The following is an 18574-nucleotide window of genomic DNA, read 5'->3' on the forward strand; positions in this document are numbered from 1 at the left end:
GGATACCCGCATGACCCATCGCATCGTATTCGTCGAAGACGACGCCGACCTCGCCGAACTGATCAGCGATTTCCTGTCCCGCCACGAAATGGAAGTGGTGATCGAACCGCGCGGCGACGCCGCGCTGGACACCATCGCCCGCGAAGCGCCGGACATGGTGCTGCTGGACATCATGCTGCCGGGCAAGGACGGCCTGTCGATCTGCCGCGAGCTGCGGCCCAAGTTCGACGGCCCCATCATCATGCTGACCTCGCTGGACAGCGACATGAACCAGATCCTGGGTCTGGAGCTGGGCGCCAACGACTACATCCTGAAAACCACGCCGCCGTCGGTGCTGGTGGCCCGGCTGCGCGCGCAACTGCGCAATCTGCGCCCGGCCCAGCCCGCCGAGGCGCAGCCGGCCAAGGGCTCGCGCAAGGCGGTGTTCGGCCAGCTGTCGATCGATCCGGTCAGCCGCGACGTGGTGCTGGCCGGTGAAAAGATCCCGCTGTCCACCTCCGACTTCGACCTGCTGTGGCTCCTGGCCAGCCACGCCGGCGAAACCCTGAACCGCGACCTGCTGCTGAAGGAAATGCGCGGCGTCGATTACGACGGCCTGGACCGCAGCATAGACGTCGCCATCTCGCGGCTGCGCAAGAAGCTGGGCGACAACCCCAGCGAGCCGTTCCGCATCAAGACCGTGCGCAACCGCGGTTACCTGTTCTCGCTGTCCGGCTGGGAGTAAGCGCGGATGCGCCGCCTTTTCGTCCAGTTCTACCTGCTGCTGATGGCCTGCTTCCTGGTCGCGGTGGTGATGGTCGGCGTGGTGTACAAGCAGGCTGTCGACGACGTCGGCGAACGTTATCTGGCCGATCTGCTGCGCACCACGCTGTCGCTGATCGAGGCCGACCTGCGCGGCGTGCCGGAAGACCGCTGGAGCGAGACCCTGGCCAACGCCGACTACGGCTTCACCTTCCGCGTGAAGGTGGAGAAGATGAGCAACTACATCCTCGATGAAGAATCGAGAGAGGCGCTCGACCGCGGCGAAATCGTGATGCTGGAGGACAAATACCTGTTCCTGCAGAAGCTGCAGGACAGCAACTACCTGCTGGTCGCCGGCCCGCTGCGCTACCTGTTCTTCCTGCACCGGCTCAAGTGGTTCGACTACGCGCTGCTGGGCCTCCTGGGCCTATCGCTGGCGATCCCGGTGTTCCTGTGGATGCGCCCCCACTGGCGCGACCTGGTGGCGCTGGAACGCACCGCCGGCCTGTTGGCCAACGGCGACCTGTCCGCCCGCGTCGACCTGCCGCCGCATTCGGGCGTCCATCATCTGGGCGTCGCCTTCAATCACATGGCCGACAACATCGGCGCGCTGATCAACAGCAAGAAGACGCTAACCAACGCCGTCGCCCACGAGCTGCGCACGCCGTTGGCGCGGCTGCGCTACCGGCTGGCGCTGCTGGAGGGCGATGAAGAAGCGCCGGAGCGGCAAGCCATCGAGCGCGACCTCACCGCCATCGACAAGCTGGTGGAAGAGTTGCTGTTCCACGCCCGGCTGGACCGCCCAGAAGCGCCATTGACCCTGAGCAGCTTCAACGCGCTGCCCTGGGCGCGCGACCGCATCGCCGGCCAGGCGGCGCTGGCGCAGGAAATCCACTGGATCGAGCCGGCCGGCGAAGAGCTCGCCATCACCGCCGACGAACACCTGATCACCCGCGCGCTGGACAACTTGCTGTCCAACGCCCGCCGCCACGCCAACGCCGTCGTCGCCACCCATATACTGGTCGACAAGCAGCAATGCTGCATCATCGTCGACGATGACGGCCCCGGCATTCCGGAAGAAGACCGCGAGCGGGTGTTCGACCCCTTCATCCGGCTGGATGAAAGCCGCGGCCGCAAGACCGGCGGCCACGGACTGGGGCTGGCCATCGTCGCCGGCATCGCCCGCGCCCACCGGGGCAGCATCAAGGTGGAAAGTTCGCCGATGGGCGGCGCGCGCTTTTTGCTTCGCTGGCCGACAGCCTAATGTACATTTTGTAACATTGAGATACACGCCTGCCCTAGACGCTACATCTTGCCACCGATAGCATTCGCCCTGAATTAGGACTTCTTCGGGTCCGTTTCAACCCAATCGAAAGAAACTTAGGAGTTTCGTAAATGAAAAAGCTGGCTCTGCTCGCCCTGACCGCTGCTTTCAGCCTGGTGTCCGCTAACGGCTTCGCCGCTGAAAAGGCCGCCGCTTCCGCTCCGGCAATCCACAAGGCCAAGAAGGCCGAAAAGAAAAAAGTAGCTTCCGCTCAAAAGGCTCAAGCCGCCAAGGCTGACGCTTCCGCTCCGAAGGCCAAGAAGGCCAAGAAGCACGTAGCCAAGAAGGACGCTTCCGCTCAGAAGGCTCAAGCCGCCAAGGCCGACGCTTCCGCTCCGAAGGCCAAGAAGGCCCACAAGCACGCTGCTAAGAAGCACGCTGCCAAGAAAGAAGCTTCCGCTGCTCAAAAAGCCCAAGCCGCCAAGGCCGACGCTTCCGCTCCGAAGGCCAAGAAGGCCAAGAAGCACGTAGCCAAGAAAGAAGCCTCCGCTCAGAAAGCCCAAGCCGCTAAGGCCGACGCTTCCGCTCCGAAGGCCAAGAAGGCTCACAAGCACCACGCTAAGAAGCACGCTGCCAAGAAAGAAGCTTCCGCTGCTCAAAAAGCCCAAGCCGCCAAGGCCGACGCTTCCGCTCCGAAGGCCAAGAAGGCCAAGAAGCACGTAGCCAAGAAAGAAGCTTCCGCTCAGAAAGCCCAAGCCGCCAAGGCCGACGCTTCCGCTCCGAAAGCCAAGAAGGCTCACAAGCACCACGCTAAGAAGCACGCTGCCAAGAAAGAAGCTTCCGCTGCTCAGAAAGCCCAAGCCGCTAAGGCCGACGCTTCCGCTCCGGCTAAGAAGGCTGCCCACAAGCACGCCAAGAAGCACGTAGCCAAGAAAGAAGCTTCCGCCGCTCAAAAGGCTCAAGCTGCTAAGAAAGAAGCTTCCGCTCCGGCCAAGAAAGCCGGTAAGAAGAAGGCCGCTTCCGCTGCCAAGTAATTCCAGTGCCTACGCCGGCTGATCACTCAGCGGCATAGCATTGCACGGGGCGCTTCGGCGCCCCGTTTCCATTTCCAGGTGCCACCACGATGAAGCTGCCGCGTATCGCCCTCTGCCTCGCCCTGATTCCCGCCCTCGCACAATCCGCGCCGCTCAGCAAAGAACATAAGATACTGTTCTTCGGCAAGGACGACCGCGTGCTGGAAAAGCCCGAACGCGCGCCCTGGCGCAGCGTGGGCCAGCTGGAAACCCGTTCCCGCACCATCTGCACCGGCACCCTGGTCGCCCCGGACGTAGTGTTGACCGCCGGCCACTGCTTCGTCGACGAGAAGGGCCGTTTCGACCCCGCCACCAGCTTCACCGTCGGCCTGTGGGGCGACGAATACACGGCGCTGAGCCGCATCAAGGAAGTGCAGGTGGACAAAGCCTTCCTCAAAGGCCTGATCCGCAAACGCGACGGCCTGTACATCCCGCCGCGCATCGCGCCGCGCGACTTCGCCTTCGTGCGGCTGGCCACTCCGCTGGGCAACAGCCAGGGCACGGTGCCGGTGTTTTCCGGCGACGCCCAGGCATTGAAAACGCTGCTGGCCAGACAGAACTGGACCATCACCCAGGGCGGCTACCCGGTGGACGACCAGCGCCATCTGCGCGCCCACCATGGCTGCAAGGCTACCGCGCTGCGCGACGACGGCCGCCTCACCCATCGCTGCGACACGCTGGAGGGCAATAGCGGCTCGCCGATCTTCGTCATCGACGCCAAGGGCCAGGCCACCATCGTCGCCGTGCAAAGCTCGGCGCCTCCCGCCGCCCGCCGCAAGCTGGAAGACAATATGAGCGTGTCCGCGCCGGTGTTCCAGAAGGCGCTGCAAGCCTTCATCGCCAAATCGGCCAAGAAATGAAAAAGCCGCCCAAGGGCGGCTTTTCTCCATCCTGCCGGATATCAGGCAATGGGTATCAAGCGCTCAGCGCCTGACGCTGATGCTCCAGCAGCTCGGTAATGCCATTGCGCGCCAGCGCCAGCATCGCCGCCATCTCCTCCTCGCTGAACGGCTCGCCCTCGGCGGTGCCCTGCACTTCGACGAAGCGGCCACTGCCGGTCATCACCACGTTCATGTCGGTCTCGCAATCCGAATCTTCCAGATAATCCAGATCCAGCACCGGCTGTCCCCGGTAGACGCCGACCGATACCGCCGCCACCTGGTCGCGCAACGGGTTGGCGCTCAGCTTGCCGGCGTCTATCAGGCCCTGGATCGCGTCGGCCAGCGCCACATAGGCGCCGGTGATGCTGGCGGTGCGGGTGCCGCCATCAGCCTGGATCACGTCGCAGTCGATGACGATCTGGCGCTCTCCCAGCTTGGCCAGATCCGTCACCGCGCGCAGCGAGCGGCCGATCAGGCGCTGGATTTCCTGGGTGCGGCCGGATTGCTTGCCGGCGGCGGACTCGCGGCGCATCCGGCTGCCGGTGGAGCGCGGCAGCATGCCGTACTCGGCGGTCACCCAGCCCTGTCCCTTGCCCTTGAGAAAAGACGGCACCGTTTCCTCGACGCTGGCGGTGCAGATCACCTTGGTATCGCCGAACTCCACCAGCACCGAACCTTCGGCATGCTTGGTGTAGGAGCGGGTCAGACGCACGACGCGCATCGCGTCGGCACTACGTTCGGAAGGTCGCATGATGGCCTTTGGAGGAAGAAATATCGGTGGCGATTATAACAGCCGCGCGCGCTCAGCTGTCCTTGCCCACCTGGCTGGCCAGTATTTCCTGGTGCATGGTCGCCAGATTGGATTCCACGATCAGCCTGTCCGCCTTCTGCGGCGGCGTCTTTTCCGTGTCCAAAACGTCGTCGCGCTCGCCCAGCGCCAAGTCGTCCTCCAGCAGCGTCACCGCCACCGCCGACAAATTGTCGCCGCCATTGCCTGCGCGCCGCTCGGCCACATTGATCAACGCCGGCATCACCTGGTTGACGCTGCGGCCGGCGAACACCTTTTCCAGCTCCGCATCCTGCACCTGCGACCACAAGCCGTCGGTACAAAGCATGATGGAACAGCCGGGTCCGATATCCTGCCGCTCGCCGATATCGATGTCCGGCTCGCTCGACGCGCCCAGGCAGTTGTAGATCTTGTTGCGCTCGGGATGGGTTTTGGCGGCCTCCTCGGTCAGCAGGCCCTGATCGATCAGCCGCTGCACTTGGGAATGGTCGCGCGAGCGCAGGCGCAGACCGCCGCCGTCCAGCAGATACAGCCGGGAATCGCCGACATGGCACCAATACAAATGGCCGCGCTGCAAGATGGCCACCACCACCGTGGTGCTGGGCACGTCGGGCAACCGGTGGTCCGTCGCGTATTCCAGAATCACCTGATGCACCGAGCTGATGGCGTTCACCAGAAAACGATTGGGATGGCTGAGCAACGGCGCCGCCTGCTGGTAGAACAGCTCGCACAACAGGTCCACCGTGATCTGCGCGGCCACTTCGCCGCGCATATGGCCGCCCATGCCGTCGGCCATCACCAGCATTACCGTATCCTGAGTATGCGCAATGGCCAATCGGTCCTGATTGTAGCTGCGCCCCCCTACCCGGCTTTCCTGAAAAATAGAAAGCTTCATCCCTGCCCCTCTCTATGCCGGCCGCCGGCCAGGCCCTTTATCCAGCCGACCAGACGATTGCCCTCTCCCGCGGACGGACGCTCAGGCGGGCTGTACTCCGCCTGCTGCAGGATCTTCTGAATCTCCAACACCGACGCCGGCCGCTGGTTCGGCTCCAAAGCCAGGCATCGATCGCACAAGGCCGTCAGCTCGCGCGAATACAGATAACGGAAAGCCTGGCTGGCCGGCGCCAGCAAATCCTGTTCGCGCCGCTCCTTGGCGGCCTGAGGCGTCTCGCCGCCCATGCAGACGTACAGACAGGCGCCGATTCCGTAAATATCGGTCCACGGCCCCAGGGGCTGGTCTTTCTCGTATTGCTCCGGCGCGGCGAAACCAGGCGTGTACATCGCGGCGAAATGCTTGTCCCGGCGCGACAGCGTTTGCCGCGAGGCGCCGAAATCCAGCAGCAGCGGCACGCCGCTGCGCCGCAGATAGATATTGGCCGGCTTGATGTCCAGGTGCAGCAGCCGCTGGCTATGCACCTCCCGCAAGCCGGACAGCAGCGCCGCGAACCACTTGCGGATCAGCCTCTCCTCCATCCGTCCGCCAACCAGCTCCAGCTCCCGCCCGAGCGAACGACCATCGGCGTACTCCATCACCATGTAGACCGTCTGATTGGCCCGGAAGAAGTTGCTCACCCTCACCACCGCCGGGTGGGAAATGCCAGACAGCACCCGGCCCTCCTCAAAAAAGCATTTCAGCCCCAAATTGAAGGCATCGCGATCCAGTTCGTGCGGCACCGTTATCGCGCGATCCTGTTTGCGCTCCGCCAGATTGCGGGGCAGATATTCCTTGATGGCGAACTTGCGGTCGTCATCATCCAAGGCCAGGTAAACGACGCTGAAGCCACCCACCGACAGTTGGCGCACAATCGTATACTCGGCAAGCCGATAGCCTGCCGGAAGCGGAGTCTGCTTGCTGGATTGAGTCATCGAATGGCAGTTGTTATAGTGTCCACTGGCCCTGAATTGAGCTTAGCAAAGCAATTCGGGCCCAGCATTCGAAAATACCGATACAGGAGCTCCGCATGATATTGAGCATGACTGGCTTCGCCGCCGCCACACGGGAATTCCCTGGCGGGATGTTGAGCCTGGAAATCCGCGCCGTCAATCACCGCTACCTGGACATCCAGATGCGCCTGCCGGAGGAGCTGCGGATCATCGAACCGCAGTTGCGCGAACAGATTGCCGCCCGCGTCACCCGCGGCAAGCTGGAATGCCGCGTCGGCATCAACCAGGTGGACAGCGCGGCGCCTACGCTGGAACTGAACCAGGCCTTCCTCAACCGCCTGCTGGAAGTCTCGCGCGAAGTGCAAAAACAGAACGGCGACAACAAGGGCCTGTCGGTCGGCGAACTGATGCGCTGGCCCGGCGTGCTGAAAAGCAATGAGCTGGCGCCGGAAGTCCTGCACCAGCTTTGCCTGGACGCGCTGCAAACCGCGCTGGCAGACTTCAACGCCTCGCGCGGCCGCGAAGGCGAGAAGCTGAAGGCGGTGCTGATCGAGCGCATCGAAGCGATGGACGCCATCGTCGCCGCCATCAAGCCCAAGCTGCCGCAAATCCTGGAGAATTACATGGCCAAGCTGTCCGGCCGCCTGCAGGAAGCCCTGGGCAGCGTGGACGAAGACCGGCTGAAACAGGAATTCGCGCTGTTCGCGCAGAAGATAGACGTGGACGAAGAGTTGTCGCGCCTGACCACCCATCTTTCCGAAGTGCGCCGCATCCTCAAGTCTGGCGGCCAGTCCGGCAAGCGGCTGGATTTCCTGATGCAGGAACTGAACCGCGAGGCCAACACGCTGGGCTCCAAGTCGGTCTCCACCGACACCACCCAGGCCTCGGTGGAGCTGAAAGTGCTGATCGAACAGATGCGCGAGCAGATCCAAAACATCGAGTAAGATTTCACGACGCGTCACCACGTGTCAAAAAATCCACAAAGCCCTGTTATGCAGGGCTTTTTCTTTTTCCGCTGACCGACTCGAGCCTGCGGCCAAGAGTTGTGGATAGTTTGCCCTCTACGGGACCGACTGTGGATAAATGCCGGCCGCATCAAGCTGCGTCACACTCTTTCCCATGGCGGCTTGGCTTTCATTTTTAACATATGACATAAAATTATCCAAACAAACCTTAACAACGCCGGTAAAGTTTGTGACTTCAGCCGCGACCAAGCACGCCGATAAGCTGTTCAAGCCGTGATGCAATTGGACGAAAACCTTACCTTCGCAGAGATAAAGACGCTGGAACGGTTTGCGCCCCAAGCAGTGGAAATCGATGGATATCGGGCAAGCGCCCAAGCATCTGGAAAGGAATCATCATGAGCATCAGCAGCTTCGGCAACAACGCTCCCAGCTGGCCAACCCAAAGCGGCGCCGGCTCCGCCAACTGGCAACAGAAGCAGCAAAACTTCCAACAGCTGGCTTCCGCCCTGCAATCCGGCAACCTCAGCCAAGCGCAAAGCGCCTATGCCAGCCTGACCGCCAACGCTCCCCAGGGCAGCACCTCCTCGTCCGACCAGAACAATCCGTTCGCGCAATTGGGCCAGGCGCTGCAAAGCGGCAATCTGCAAGACGCGCAGCAAGCATTTCAAGCCATGCAAAGCCAGCATGCAGGCCATCACCATCATCATGGCGGCGGACAATCGCAGGGCGGCGCAGGCAGCTCCGGCAATTCGTCCACCAATGTCCTTGGCACCATCGGCTCCCAGCTCGATACCTCCGCCTGAGGCTTATGCCTGTTCCCATCAGCCCACGAACCGTGGGCTTTTTTCATTTCGTACCGCCCAAACCGCATGCCGCCGCTTGTCATCCCTTAACGAGCGCGATGAATGCATGGCCTACGCCAAGGCCTCTAAACGCCAAGAGCCGCCCTCTCTGTTGAAAGGACGGCTCTTGGCTCGCGTGGATATATCGCGCGCTACCCTGTTTTCAACTCGGCCTCAGTCCAATCCTGGAATACCAAGGCATGGTCCTGAAAATATTTGCTCCAGAAAGGAGCCGCTTGCACCATATCCTCCAACCGGGCCCACAGTTCCTCATCAATCGGCTCAACGCCCATCAATCTCTTGCACTCAATGATCTTATACATCGCTAGAGCATGGTCATTACGCAACAACAAGACATTCTCGAATGTCTCCAGTGCGCGCTCATAATTTCCGTACTTGATATCAGAGTTTCTTAGAAAATTCATTTCCAAATTGATGTCATAAGCAATCGACTCAATTTGCGCAGGCGTAAAGTCCTTGGTTTCAACTACGCATCGCTTATAGCCTGCCATGCGTATATCGCCTTTTATCTGCCCATTTTTGACTGCATTAATATACATCTCGCTGCCCGCCAATGGCGTTGCAACGTTTATCCGATACCAATTCGCGTCAAGAGAACGCAGGAACTCCCGGGTATCGTTGATGTCATTCAATGTTTCGCCAGGCATGCCGATGATGATGTTGCAATCGGTGTAAATTCCCAGATCCCGGCAATCCTCAACAACCCGATTGGTGATCGACAGCTTCAAAGGCTTTCTCATCACCTCCTTCAACACCCTGGCACTGCCAGACTCCACCGCAAGCGTCAGCTGCCTGACACCGGTTCGATGCAACTCCTCCAACATCGGCCTGTCCAGCGCATACAATGCGAGCGCATTCGGGAAGAAGCAGGTCAGATTCAGCCTCTGCGCGATTTTCAAAACACTGGCAGCCCATTCTTTGTCCCAAAGGAACATGTCATCTTCGATAACCAGCGTATTGGGAGCATACTTTTCGCACAGATCAAACAGCTCGCGCTCTATTCGCTCAATCGTGAAGCTTCGCATTTTCCGCCCATGCACTGTATGCGCGGCGCAGAATGTGCAATGAAACGGACAGCCCCGGCTCCCCATATATGTAATATAATTTGTTCGATCGCCAATCGATGTATATGCCTTGATGGTTGGATTGAGGTGATAATCCTTCAAGTCAATGCAGTCATAATCCAAATCCGGAATCTCATCCAGATTCGAAATAAAATTATGCTGATACATCGCGCCCTGCTTCAGATTCTCTTTGGTGATCCATTGAGCCGAGCCATTGCAGTAATCAGCCTTATTTTCCGCCGCCATTAACTCTGTGATAGGCAGCTCGCCTTCGCCAAAGCAAAGCGCATCAAATGCATCCGGGCTATCGGAGAAAAGCTCTCGATACATGGTAGTTGGCAAATTACCACCACAGATTCTGAATGCATCAGGAAAAATCTTTTTGGCGACCCCAGCCAATGCCAAAAGATTGTCATACCCGGTAATAAAGAGGGATGAAAATCCTATCAAATCCGGCTCGAATCCAGATTGTTTAATAGACAGGAAAACCTCTTCAAACCAGTCATGGAACGAGGTTGCCTCCGGGCTATCCCATGTTTTATGTATTTCCGTATTGAAATCTACAACCTGGACCTCAGCATTGCATCGATCTTTCAACCAGGCGCTAATCGTCAAAACACCGAGAGGAACATCGGTGATCAACACTCCATATTTTCGTCCATTCTTGTGCATCCAGTATTTACTGTTTGCGGATGGATTGACAAACGCCTCGAAGGTGATGTTAGGCGGGATAATCAATAAACACTTGGAAGACATTACTGACCTCGCTAACTTGCAATGAGAGGATTGCATCGATATTAGGCATCGGCACTGTCGCCAACGCCCTTCATATGTCACATTTATTGCCCTATTACAACACCACCATGATTTGGCGGATATTACGCCCAATCTCCGCAAAAGTACGATCCGGATCAACGGCTGCCGGGAGACCCGCAACTGCGCAAACGGGAGCGAACCACCGCGCGCCACATGGCGAGGAACACGCTCGCATTCTGGCAACGCTTCCTACAGGATATCGGCGGCAAACCAGCAATCTCAAGCTTCTCCTACCACACGACAACAAGGTCTCGCCCTGGGGCGATCACGGGCGGCATCCGAAGCCAAAGCCAAGTCGCATTTCGCAGGCCAGGCACGCCATCCGCCCCGCTCGAACAACCCCTACGCATTCTCCAAGGGAGAGAAACCGCACGTCGGCATGCCGCCTTCACGGCCAAACAGCCGTGATGGATCCCTTCGTTCTAGACCAAATGCCCGCCGCCGCCTGACCAGGCTCTTGGGTTCGCTCAGGAACCGCCGATGCCGGAAACCTGTTGTCCTGGCATCCAGCGCCTAATATGAAAATGGCTTTTTACATCCTCATGTAGATGAATAAACCATGGAGAAGGACGATGCTTTATCAACTGACAGTCCGGCAGAAGCTCTTCTTTGGCTTTGGTTCAGTGCTGATGATGCTGTTGGCCGTGGTGATCGTGGCGATATTCAAAATGGACGGCATACAGCAGAAGTCACGGGACATCATCGAGAATCGCTACCCCAAAGTGATGCTGATCGATCGCATCACGATCACTACCCTGGATATCGGCCGCAGCGTGCGCAACGCCATCATCACCACCGAGCCGCAAACGATCGAATCGGAGATCGCCCAGGTGGAAAGCCTGCGCGCGAAAAATACGGAAAACCTGGGCAATCTGGACAAGGTCGTGGTGACGCCGAAGGGCCGTGAGCTGATGGAGAAAGTAAAGCAGGCGCGCGCCGTGCTGGGCCAGCAATACGCGCCTTTGTATCAATTGGCCCGCTCGAATAAAAACGGCGAAGCCTATGTTTTCCTGAAACAGCACTTCGCGCCGGCCAACAATGCCTTCATGGCGGCCCTGCGGGAGCTGGCTCAATACCAAGAGGAACGGATGCAGCAGGCGGTTCAGGATGGCCAGGACAGCTATGCCCAGGCGCGCAACCTGATGGCCACCGTGGCGCTGCTGGCGCTGGCGCTGGGCGCGATGGCCGCATGGTTCATCTCCCGGTTGATCACCACGCCGCTGCACCGGTCGGCGCAGTTGGTGCAGCAGATCAAGCAGGGAGACCTGTCCGGCACCGACGAACCGCTGCCCGACGCACGCGACGAAGCGATCACCATCGCCCGCGACATTCAGGACATGCGCAAGGGTTTGCGCGAGGTTGTGTCCAGCATCCAGCAAAACGCGCACAACGTATCCAATGCCGCGCGCGAGCTGGCCAGCATGTCGGAAGAGGTGGCCGGCGGCGCGCAGCGCCAATCCGAAGCCACCACCTCCGCCGCCGCGACCATCGAACAATTGACTGTCAGCATCAACCACGTCGCCGACAACGCCGACCAGGCCTCCGGCCAGGCCCGTACCGCCGGGGAGCTGGCCAGCCGCGGCGGCCACAATGTGCAGGCCTCGGTGGGCCAGATCGGCACCGTGACCCAATCCGTATCCAGCACCTCGGAACAGATGAGGGCGCTGACCGATGAAGTGCAGCGCATCGGCAATATCGTCACCGTGATCCGCGACGTCGCCGACCAGACCAATCTTCTTGCGCTGAACGCGGCGATCGAGGCGGCCCGCGCCGGCGAAATGGGCCGGGGCTTCGCCGTGGTGGCGGACGAAGTCCGGAAGCTGGCCGAGCGCACCACCAGTTCGGCTCAGGAGATCACCCAGATGATAGGCGCGATCCAGCAGAACGCCCATCGGGTGGTGGACAGCATGGCCGGCAGCCTGACCAGCGTGGAGGCGGTATCGGGAAGCGCCAGCGAGGCCAGCAGCTCGATGCAGGAAATCGAAAGCAGCACCCACTCCATCGTCGGCACCATCGCCAGCATCACATCCAGCCTGGCCGAGCAACGGGCGGCCAGCCTGACGCTGGCGCAAAACATGGAGCAGGTGTCGCAGATGGCCGAGCAGAACAGCGCCACGGTGGAGGAGCTCGCCACCACCTCCAACGAGCTCAACGCCTTGTCGCAAAGCCTGCAGCATGTCACCGCCCGCTTCAGGCTGTGACTGCCGCCTCCGGCAAGCGGCGCTCGCTCAGCCAGCCATTGCCGGGCGGTCTCGCGCCGGCGCCGGATCGGGCCAGCGATCAAGCCCCGCCCAGTTCATGAGCGGGCCTACCGGCGCCCAACGGCAACATCAATGCCCAGCCAGGCATGAGGAACGGGAGATATTCAATAGCGGACGGGCTCAGCCGTCCTCCATCACCGATACCACTGAGCCACGCCGCGATGTCCGGAGCAGGTGCCGCGGTGATGGAGGCTGAAGCTGTAACTGCCATCGCGGCAACGGGCGGTCGCGTTGGCCGGTTTGCTCTTGGCGTGAACGGGTTTATGCACCTGCACGCCATCCCGATTGACATAGCTGTCCTCCGTCACCAGGTTGCTGGCGCCCGCCACCCGTTTGGCCATGGCCGGCTGCCAGGACAATGCCAATACCGCCGCCAACACGGCGATTCTCGCTGCTGCCAACATTCACGCTCCTTGAGATTCGATGCCGCGAACACGGCATTCAAGACTTCATCAAACTATCTCGAGCATGATAATCCATGGAAAATCATATAGAAACGTTCTGTTTCTTGCGGCAGCCGCGCCACGATCAGGGATATGGGACGGGCATTTACAGACCGGCTCTGCTTTTTTACCTTTATTCGCAGCGTAAAATCGCAGAAAATGAGGTTTTACTCCTCTTGAAAGATTCATCGCCATGACCAAAGCCGAACTGATTGCCCTTCTCTCCGACAAGTCCGGCCTGACCAAAGCCGACGTGCTGCGCGTTCTGGGCGCTTTCGACGAAGTGCTGCTGGACACCCTGGCCAGCAACGGCGAGATCAGCATCGTGGCCGGCAAGTTCAAGGTAAAGGAAACCTCCGCCCGCACCGGCCGCAACCCGAAGACCGGCGAAACCATTCAGATCGCCGCCAAGCGCAAGGTTTCCTTCGTCGCCAGCAAGCAGCTGAAAGACCGCATCGCCTGATGCGAGCATGACCCGGATATGAAAAGGGCCGCGATATCGCGGCCCTTTTTGCGTGCAAACATGAAAGTCAGTTCTGCTGCCAGATCAATCTGGCGATGGCCGAAGAGTCCAGCTCGCCGTCGCCCTGCGCCACCAACTGGTCGATCAGCTGCATCGTGCGCTCCGCCGCCGGCAAGCTGATGCCCTGTTCGCGGGCGGTGTCGATCACGATATGCATGTCCTTGGCGTGCAGTTTGGCCTTGAAGCCCGGCGCGTAGTTGTCGTCTATCATCCGCTGGCCATGGACATCCAGCACCCTGCTCTGGGCAAAACCGCCCATCAGAGCCGCCCGCACCGGGCCGGGATCGACATCGCAGGCCTTCGCCAGCTTGACGATCTCGGCGACTGCGGCCACGCCGACCGCCACCGCGATCTGGTTGCAGGCCTTGGCCACCTGGCCGGCGCCGCTGGCGCCGATGTGAGTGATGGTCTGGCCCATCGCCTGCAGCGCTGGACGCGCTTTCTCAAGCGCCTCGGCCTTGCCCCCGGCCATGATGGTCAGCGTGCCGTTTACCGCGCCGACCTCGCCGCCGGATACCGGACAGTCCAGAAAATCCACGCCCTTGTCCGACAGCGCGGCCGCGATCCGGCGCGCGCCGTTGGGCGCGATGGTGCTCATGTCCACACACACCAGACCGGCCCGTGCGCCATGAACTGCTCCCTGCTCGCCCAGCAGCACCGCCTCGACATCGGCGGTATCCGAGACATTGGTCACCAACACATCCACCTGGCCAGCCAGTTCGACCGGACTGGCCGCCCAGACTGCGCCGGCCGCCAGCACGTCGTCCGCGCTCTGCCGCCTGCGCGCCCACACGCTGACGTCAAAACCCGCCTTCAATAGATTGAGGACGCAGGGACGCCCCATGATGCCCAGACCGATATAACCGATGCGCATTCCGCTCTCCGATAAAAAAACAGCGATCGGACGAGGATAGGGGATTGTCGATGGCGGCGCCAGAGGCGCTCAGGGATTGCCGGCGGGCTCGCGGCGTCCGGCCGACCAGTCTTCGAACGCCGTATCCTTGGCCCCGGCCTGGCGTTCCAGGTAATAGATGAAAGCCAGGATTTCGGCGACGGCGCGGTACAGCTCCGGAGGAATATGCTTGTCCAGATCGACTTGCATCAGCAGCGACACCAGTTCCGGGGAGTCGTGGACGAACACGCCGGCATCCTGCGCGCAATCGATGATGCGCTGGGCCATCTGCCCGTAACCCTTGGCCACCACCCGCGGCGAGTGATGACCCTCCCGATAGGATAAGGCTACCGCCGAGCGGCGTTTGTCGTCATTCTGCTGATTCATGCTGCTTGACTACCATGCTGGCCAGGTTCAAACCCGCGGCGGCCATGCCGCTCTGCAAACGGGCCGCGTGGCGCTGTATCATCTGCCCGGTTTCGCCTTCGTCGGCGCTGAACATCACTTGCACCGACTGTCCCACCATCCTCAGCCGGACGCCCATGCCGCCCAAGGCCGGCAGCTCCAGCGACAGGCTGGTGTTCCACACCGGGATCTCTTCCTCCGCGCTGCCCTGCCGCTCGTTTTCCGTCTTTTCCTGCTCGATCTGCAGCTGCATCGGCTGCCCCGGCCAAGCCAGGCCCTGGAATTGCATCGTCCGGTTCTCCAGACCATCCAGCTGGCGTTGCACCAAGCCGCCCAGCTCTTGCATCTGCGGCTTGAGCTGGCTGCTTTTCTGGTCATCGTCCAGGATGTGCAATGGCACGCTGAGCTTGGCCTGCGGCTCCATCTTCAACTGCTCCAGCGGATGCTGGCCATTGCTGAAGTCCTTCAGATGGGATTCGTAGAACAGGCCGCTCTGCTTGACGTCCTGCTGCAGCTGCTTGGCCACCTGAGCCGGCGGCTGCTGGGCGACATCCAGCTGCAAAGGCTTGCCGGCGGCACGGGCGGAAGTTCCCGACTCGTCCGCCGCAGCGGGTGCCGAGGACGTCAGCAGCGCGGTCAGATAACGCGATGCCTGGCTGAGCTTCACCGCGACAGAACCGTCCTGCGGCGCGGCGGCGGCGCCATCCTTGCCGCTGTCCAGCAAGGCGAAGGTCAGCGACGGCTGCAGCGACACCACTTTCAGATTGAGGGTATCGCCGGAAGGATTGGCCCCTTGCGGGAGGCTGAGCGTGAACAGCGCATTCTTGATCAGCACCGCCAGCTGGTTATTGCCCAGTTGATCGGCCACCTTGGCGGTCAGCAGTTCCCCCACCATCAGCGACGGCAGCTTGGACGGCTGGCTGAGCGCCTCCAACAGCCGCGAGCCGTCTATCGAAGTCCTCAGCTGATTGGCGGTTGGCGATGAGCCCTGCGCGCTGACGGGAAGGTTGGTGGGCAGCGATGGAATCATGAAGTCGGGCTGTTACGGTAAAGGGATACGATCAATTCCGCCTCGCTGCGGGAGATGCCGCAACGCGAAGCCACTTCGGAAGCGGTCAGGCCCTGGCGGATCATTTCTATCGCCTGATTATACGGACTCAATCCGGGATCGCCCTGGTTGCGGTGCTCCGCCCTCGATTGCAGCCGGGAAACGTCGCGCTGCAAGGCGCTGATCTGGTGCTGCAACTGATCCAGATACAGGGAGGTCACGCTGTCGCGCTTGCTTTCCAGTCTCTGCAGCCGGCCGTACAAATAGACGACCGCTGCCGCCAGCGCGAGCCATAACAAGACCATCAGATAAGGGAAGAAGGCGCCGGACATGGAAATTGCCCCCAGGATGAGATCCGCACTGACTTAAGTGTATGGCGAAATACGGCGCAACCCAAGCCAAAACCAGGCGCTTGAATGCTGCCCGCGCTCATCCCTTGTATTGGCGGCGAAGCTTGGAACTCTGGCTCAGCGTGCGCAACTCGCTCTTGACCTGGCCAGCCCAGGTGGCCAGCTGCCGCTGGGTTTCTTCACGCACGATCAGCACTCTGCGCAGGGTCTCGCGCTGCTCTTCGCTCAGACGGTCGCGCTCTTCCGCTGACTCCAGCTGCTTCAGCAACTGCTGCACTCCGGACTCGCTCCGGCCATGCAGCTCGGTGAACTTCGGATGATCGCGCTTGGAGGCTGCTTCCAGCATCTGTCTGCTCAGTGGCTCCAGTTCATCGATCAAGGCCGGCAGGCCGCGCTTTGCCTTGGGTCCCGCCATCGCCGTCATCCTTCGCTCTGGCCTGCCGCCTGCTGTTGCGCCGCGCCGCCTCGGTCCACTTGCTGCCAAGCGGGAAGAATGGTTTCCAGCAGGCCTTTCACCTCGGCAAGAATCTCTTTGTCATTCTTCAGGCTGGCTTTTGCCAGCCTGAGTTTCATATACAGGTACAGGTCGTTCAGATTGGATGCGGCATCGGAAGCCTGGTCCAATTCCAACGCGACGCGCAGGCCTTCCAGGATATCAACCGTCTTGCTGATCATCCGGGCCTTTTCCTCAAAACGGCCGCCATCGATCGCCGTAGCCGCTGAAGCCAGGGCCTTGATCGCGCCCTCGTACAGCATCACAACGATTCCGACCGGACTCGCCCCATACACTGCAGTCTTCAAGGCGTCGTTGGCGTACGCCTGATTGAACTGCTTGAGCATCCGAGAATTCAGCATGGGTCACCTTCAACTATTGCGGGCGGACGATCCGCAAACCCCGTCCGCCCATTTCAACTTATTTGCTGGAAATCATATTGAACAGGCTGTTGGAGCCAGACTGCATTTGCGCCAAAGTCTTGTTCAAATTCGTGTATTGCTGCAACAGCTGCGATTGCTTGGTATCCAACCGAGACTGCAATGAGCTCTGCAACTGGGTTTCGGTGCTCACTTTCGACCTGATGGTCGCCTTGCTGGTCTCGATCACGCCGCTCGGTCCGAGCATGCTGTTGATTTCGTTGTTGAAACGCTGGGCGAAACCGGTATTGGCGCTATTGCCGAACAGATTGGTCACCGCCTGCTTGTCTTTCTGCAATGCATCGTTGAATGCGGTCTGGTCCAGCTTCAGCGTGCCGTCCTTCTGCAGAGAAATGCCGACTTGCGCCAGGAAAGCGTAAGACTTGACCGGGTCGACGCCTGCCACTGGCGTGCTCAACACCTGCTGCAGCCGGCTCTGTATATCCAATACCGACGCGTTGCCTTTCATCGCTCCGCTGCGGGCCGCCTTCACATCGCTGACCACCTGATTGTAAGCGTCGACGAAAGACTGCAAATTCTTGCCCACCCCGGCGCTATCCGGCGACATCGAAACGGTGAATTCGCCGGCTTTGTATAGATCGATCTCGACCCCGGGCACTGCGCTGGACACCTTGTTGCTGCCCGCCGTGATCGCGACGCCATTCACCGTCAGCTTGGCATCGCCCGCGGCGCGGGACTCAGCTCCCGCAGCCGCGCTTTGCGACAGCCCTGCCAGCGTTGAGCCAGTGGTGGAGCTCGAGTCGCTGCTGCCGGTGCCGGCTACGATCTTGAACGCGTTGTCCGTGCCGGAAGAGGCGGAGTTCAGCACCAGCTTATATTCGCCCTTGTTCTGGACGACCGTAGCGTTGATGCCGATGCCGGCCGCATTGATCTTGTCGTTGATCGTCTGCAATGAAACGGTGTCGCCCGGATTGTCCCTCAGCTTGACGGTCTGCGTCTTGCCGTTGATCTGGAACGAAATCGTGTCCGGCGCGCCGCTGACCGCGGCCTTGGAGTCCGTGATCGGGTTGCCGCCTGATTGATCGAACACCAATTGCCGGCTGGTGGCCAGATTGTCGACCTTGATCTGGTAGGTGCCGGCGCTGCCGCCGGTGGTCGCCGTGACGGCACCCATCGAGGCATCGCTGACCGAGGCCTTGAAAACCTGCAGGAAACGACCGGAAGACAAGCTGGACAGCGCTGTCTGCAATGCAGACAGGGAGGAGCTTAGCTTGCCTACCGTACTGAGTTGGGTGTTGTATTGGTCGGCCCGCTTCTGACTCGCGTTCAGAGGCTGCCTTTCTATCATCATCAGCTGGCTGACGATGCCCTGTACATCCAATGCGCCCACGGAACTGGTAATGGCTGTCATGTTATCCCCATGTTATCGCCGCATCGGGAC

General features: G+C 60.5%; 20 protein-coding genes. 8 read left to right on the top strand and 12 right to left on the bottom strand.

Annotated features, from left to right (window positions below; genetic code table 11):
- Window positions 1-10: 10 nt before the first annotated feature.
- From rstA to ACX17K_RS09330, 4 genes are all read left to right on the top strand, one after another.
- Window positions 11-724, top strand: a complete 714-nt coding sequence (gene rstA / locus ACX17K_RS09315; protein ID WP_046155599.1) for a two-component system response regulator RstA — start codon at window positions 11-13, stop codon at window positions 722-724.
- Window positions 725-730: 6 nt separating this feature from the next.
- Window positions 731-2005: a two-component system sensor histidine kinase RstB gene (gene rstB / locus ACX17K_RS09320; RefSeq protein ID WP_231150954.1), complete on the top strand. Its 1275-nt coding sequence runs from the start codon at window positions 731-733 to the stop codon at window positions 2003-2005.
- Window positions 2006-2136: 131 nt separating this feature from the next.
- Window positions 2137-3039 carry a hypothetical protein gene (locus ACX17K_RS09325; RefSeq protein WP_070979674.1) on the top strand — a complete coding sequence of 301 codons (903 nt, stop codon included), beginning with the start codon at window positions 2137-2139 and terminating at the stop codon, window positions 3037-3039.
- Between the two features lie 89 nt (window positions 3040-3128).
- A complete protein-coding gene (locus tag ACX17K_RS09330; RefSeq protein ID WP_231150953.1) occupies window positions 3129-3938 on the top strand; it encodes a trypsin-like serine peptidase in 810 nt (269 codons plus the stop codon).
- Window positions 3939-3993: 55 nt separating this feature from the next.
- On the opposite strand, the gene rph is transcribed toward ACX17K_RS09330, so the two are convergent.
- Genes rph through ACX17K_RS09345 form a run of 3 tightly spaced genes read right to left on the bottom strand, consistent with a single transcriptional unit; the run spans window position 3994 to window position 6549 of the window.
- Complete coding sequence (rph, locus tag ACX17K_RS09335) at window positions 3994-4710, bottom strand: ribonuclease PH (RefSeq protein ID WP_493774562.1); 717 nt, start codon at window positions 4708-4710, stop codon at window positions 3994-3996.
- A 52-nt stretch (window positions 4711-4762) separates the two neighbouring features.
- Complete coding sequence (locus tag ACX17K_RS09340) at window positions 4763-5641, bottom strand: PP2C family protein-serine/threonine phosphatase (protein WP_493774563.1); 879 nt, start codon at window positions 5639-5641, stop codon at window positions 4763-4765.
- A complete protein-coding gene (locus tag ACX17K_RS09345) occupies window positions 5638-6549 on the bottom strand; it encodes a serine/threonine protein kinase (RefSeq protein WP_493774564.1) in 912 nt (303 codons plus the stop codon). Before ACX17K_RS09345 ends, ACX17K_RS09340 begins: the two co-directional genes overlap by 4 nt.
- Before the next feature lie 158 nt (window positions 6550-6707).
- Between ACX17K_RS09345 and ACX17K_RS09350 the strand changes: the two genes are divergently transcribed.
- Both ACX17K_RS09350 and ACX17K_RS09355 read left to right on the top strand, forming a co-directional pair.
- Window positions 6708-7574: a YicC/YloC family endoribonuclease gene (locus ACX17K_RS09350; protein WP_493774565.1), complete on the top strand. Its 867-nt coding sequence runs from the start codon at window positions 6708-6710 to the stop codon at window positions 7572-7574.
- Window positions 7575-7990: 416 nt separating this feature from the next.
- A complete protein-coding gene (locus tag ACX17K_RS09355; RefSeq protein WP_493774566.1) occupies window positions 7991-8398 on the top strand; it encodes a hypothetical protein in 408 nt (135 codons plus the stop codon).
- 191 nt (window positions 8399-8589) lie between these two features.
- On the opposite strand, the gene ACX17K_RS09360 is transcribed toward ACX17K_RS09355, so the two are convergent.
- Window positions 8590-10167 (bottom strand): B12-binding domain-containing radical SAM protein, encoded by a 1578-nt coding sequence (locus ACX17K_RS09360; RefSeq protein WP_493774567.1) that lies wholly within the window; start codon window positions 10165-10167, stop codon window positions 8590-8592.
- 743 nt (window positions 10168-10910) lie between these two features.
- Here ACX17K_RS09360 and ACX17K_RS09365 point away from each other — a divergent pair.
- Window positions 10911-12539 (top strand): methyl-accepting chemotaxis protein, encoded by a 1629-nt coding sequence (locus ACX17K_RS09365; protein WP_493774568.1) that lies wholly within the window; start codon window positions 10911-10913, stop codon window positions 12537-12539.
- A 194-nt stretch (window positions 12540-12733) separates the two neighbouring features.
- On the opposite strand, the gene ACX17K_RS09370 is transcribed toward ACX17K_RS09365, so the two are convergent.
- Window positions 12734-13003, bottom strand: a complete 270-nt coding sequence (locus tag ACX17K_RS09370; protein WP_493774569.1) for a DUF3761 domain-containing protein — start codon at window positions 13001-13003, stop codon at window positions 12734-12736.
- A gap of 232 nt (window positions 13004-13235) precedes the next feature.
- Between ACX17K_RS09370 and ACX17K_RS09375 the strand changes: the two genes are divergently transcribed.
- Window positions 13236-13505 (top strand): HU family DNA-binding protein, encoded by a 270-nt coding sequence (locus ACX17K_RS09375; protein ID WP_021475323.1) that lies wholly within the window; start codon window positions 13236-13238, stop codon window positions 13503-13505.
- Window positions 13506-13572: 67 nt separating this feature from the next.
- On the opposite strand, the gene ACX17K_RS09380 is transcribed toward ACX17K_RS09375, so the two are convergent.
- From ACX17K_RS09380 to fliD, 7 genes are all read right to left on the bottom strand, one after another.
- Window positions 13573-14439 carry an NAD(P)-dependent oxidoreductase gene (locus ACX17K_RS09380; RefSeq protein ID WP_493774570.1) on the bottom strand — a complete coding sequence of 289 codons (867 nt, stop codon included), beginning with the start codon at window positions 14437-14439 and terminating at the stop codon, window positions 13573-13575.
- A 69-nt stretch (window positions 14440-14508) separates the two neighbouring features.
- The gene (locus ACX17K_RS09385; protein ID WP_493774571.1) at window positions 14509-14844 is read right to left on the bottom strand and encodes an EscU/YscU/HrcU family type III secretion system export apparatus switch protein; all 336 of its coding nucleotides are present in this window, start codon (window positions 14842-14844) and stop codon (window positions 14509-14511) included.
- Entirely contained in the window at window positions 14828-15892 is a 1065-nt protein-coding gene (gene fliK / locus ACX17K_RS09390) for a flagellar hook-length control protein FliK (RefSeq protein WP_493774572.1), read from the bottom strand. Before fliK ends, ACX17K_RS09385 begins: the two co-directional genes overlap by 17 nt.
- Window positions 15889-16242: a DUF2802 domain-containing protein gene (locus ACX17K_RS09395; protein WP_493774573.1), complete on the bottom strand. Its 354-nt coding sequence runs from the start codon at window positions 16240-16242 to the stop codon at window positions 15889-15891. The genes fliK and ACX17K_RS09395 overlap by 4 nt, the downstream gene beginning before the upstream one ends.
- A 97-nt stretch (window positions 16243-16339) precedes the next feature.
- A complete protein-coding gene (locus tag ACX17K_RS09400; protein WP_493774574.1) occupies window positions 16340-16675 on the bottom strand; it encodes a flagellar protein FliT in 336 nt (111 codons plus the stop codon).
- A 5-nt stretch (window positions 16676-16680) separates the two neighbouring features.
- Window positions 16681-17100, bottom strand: a complete 420-nt coding sequence (gene fliS / locus ACX17K_RS09405) for a flagellar export chaperone FliS (protein ID WP_493774575.1) — start codon at window positions 17098-17100, stop codon at window positions 16681-16683.
- A gap of 73 nt (window positions 17101-17173) precedes the next feature.
- On the bottom strand, window positions 17174-18544 hold the full coding sequence (fliD, locus tag ACX17K_RS09410) for a flagellar filament capping protein FliD (protein ID WP_493774576.1): 1371 nt from the start codon (window positions 18542-18544) through the stop codon (window positions 17174-17176).
- Window positions 18545-18574 lie beyond the last annotated feature (30 nt).

The organism is Chromobacterium sp. INPA-IVC (assembly GCF_059047085.1).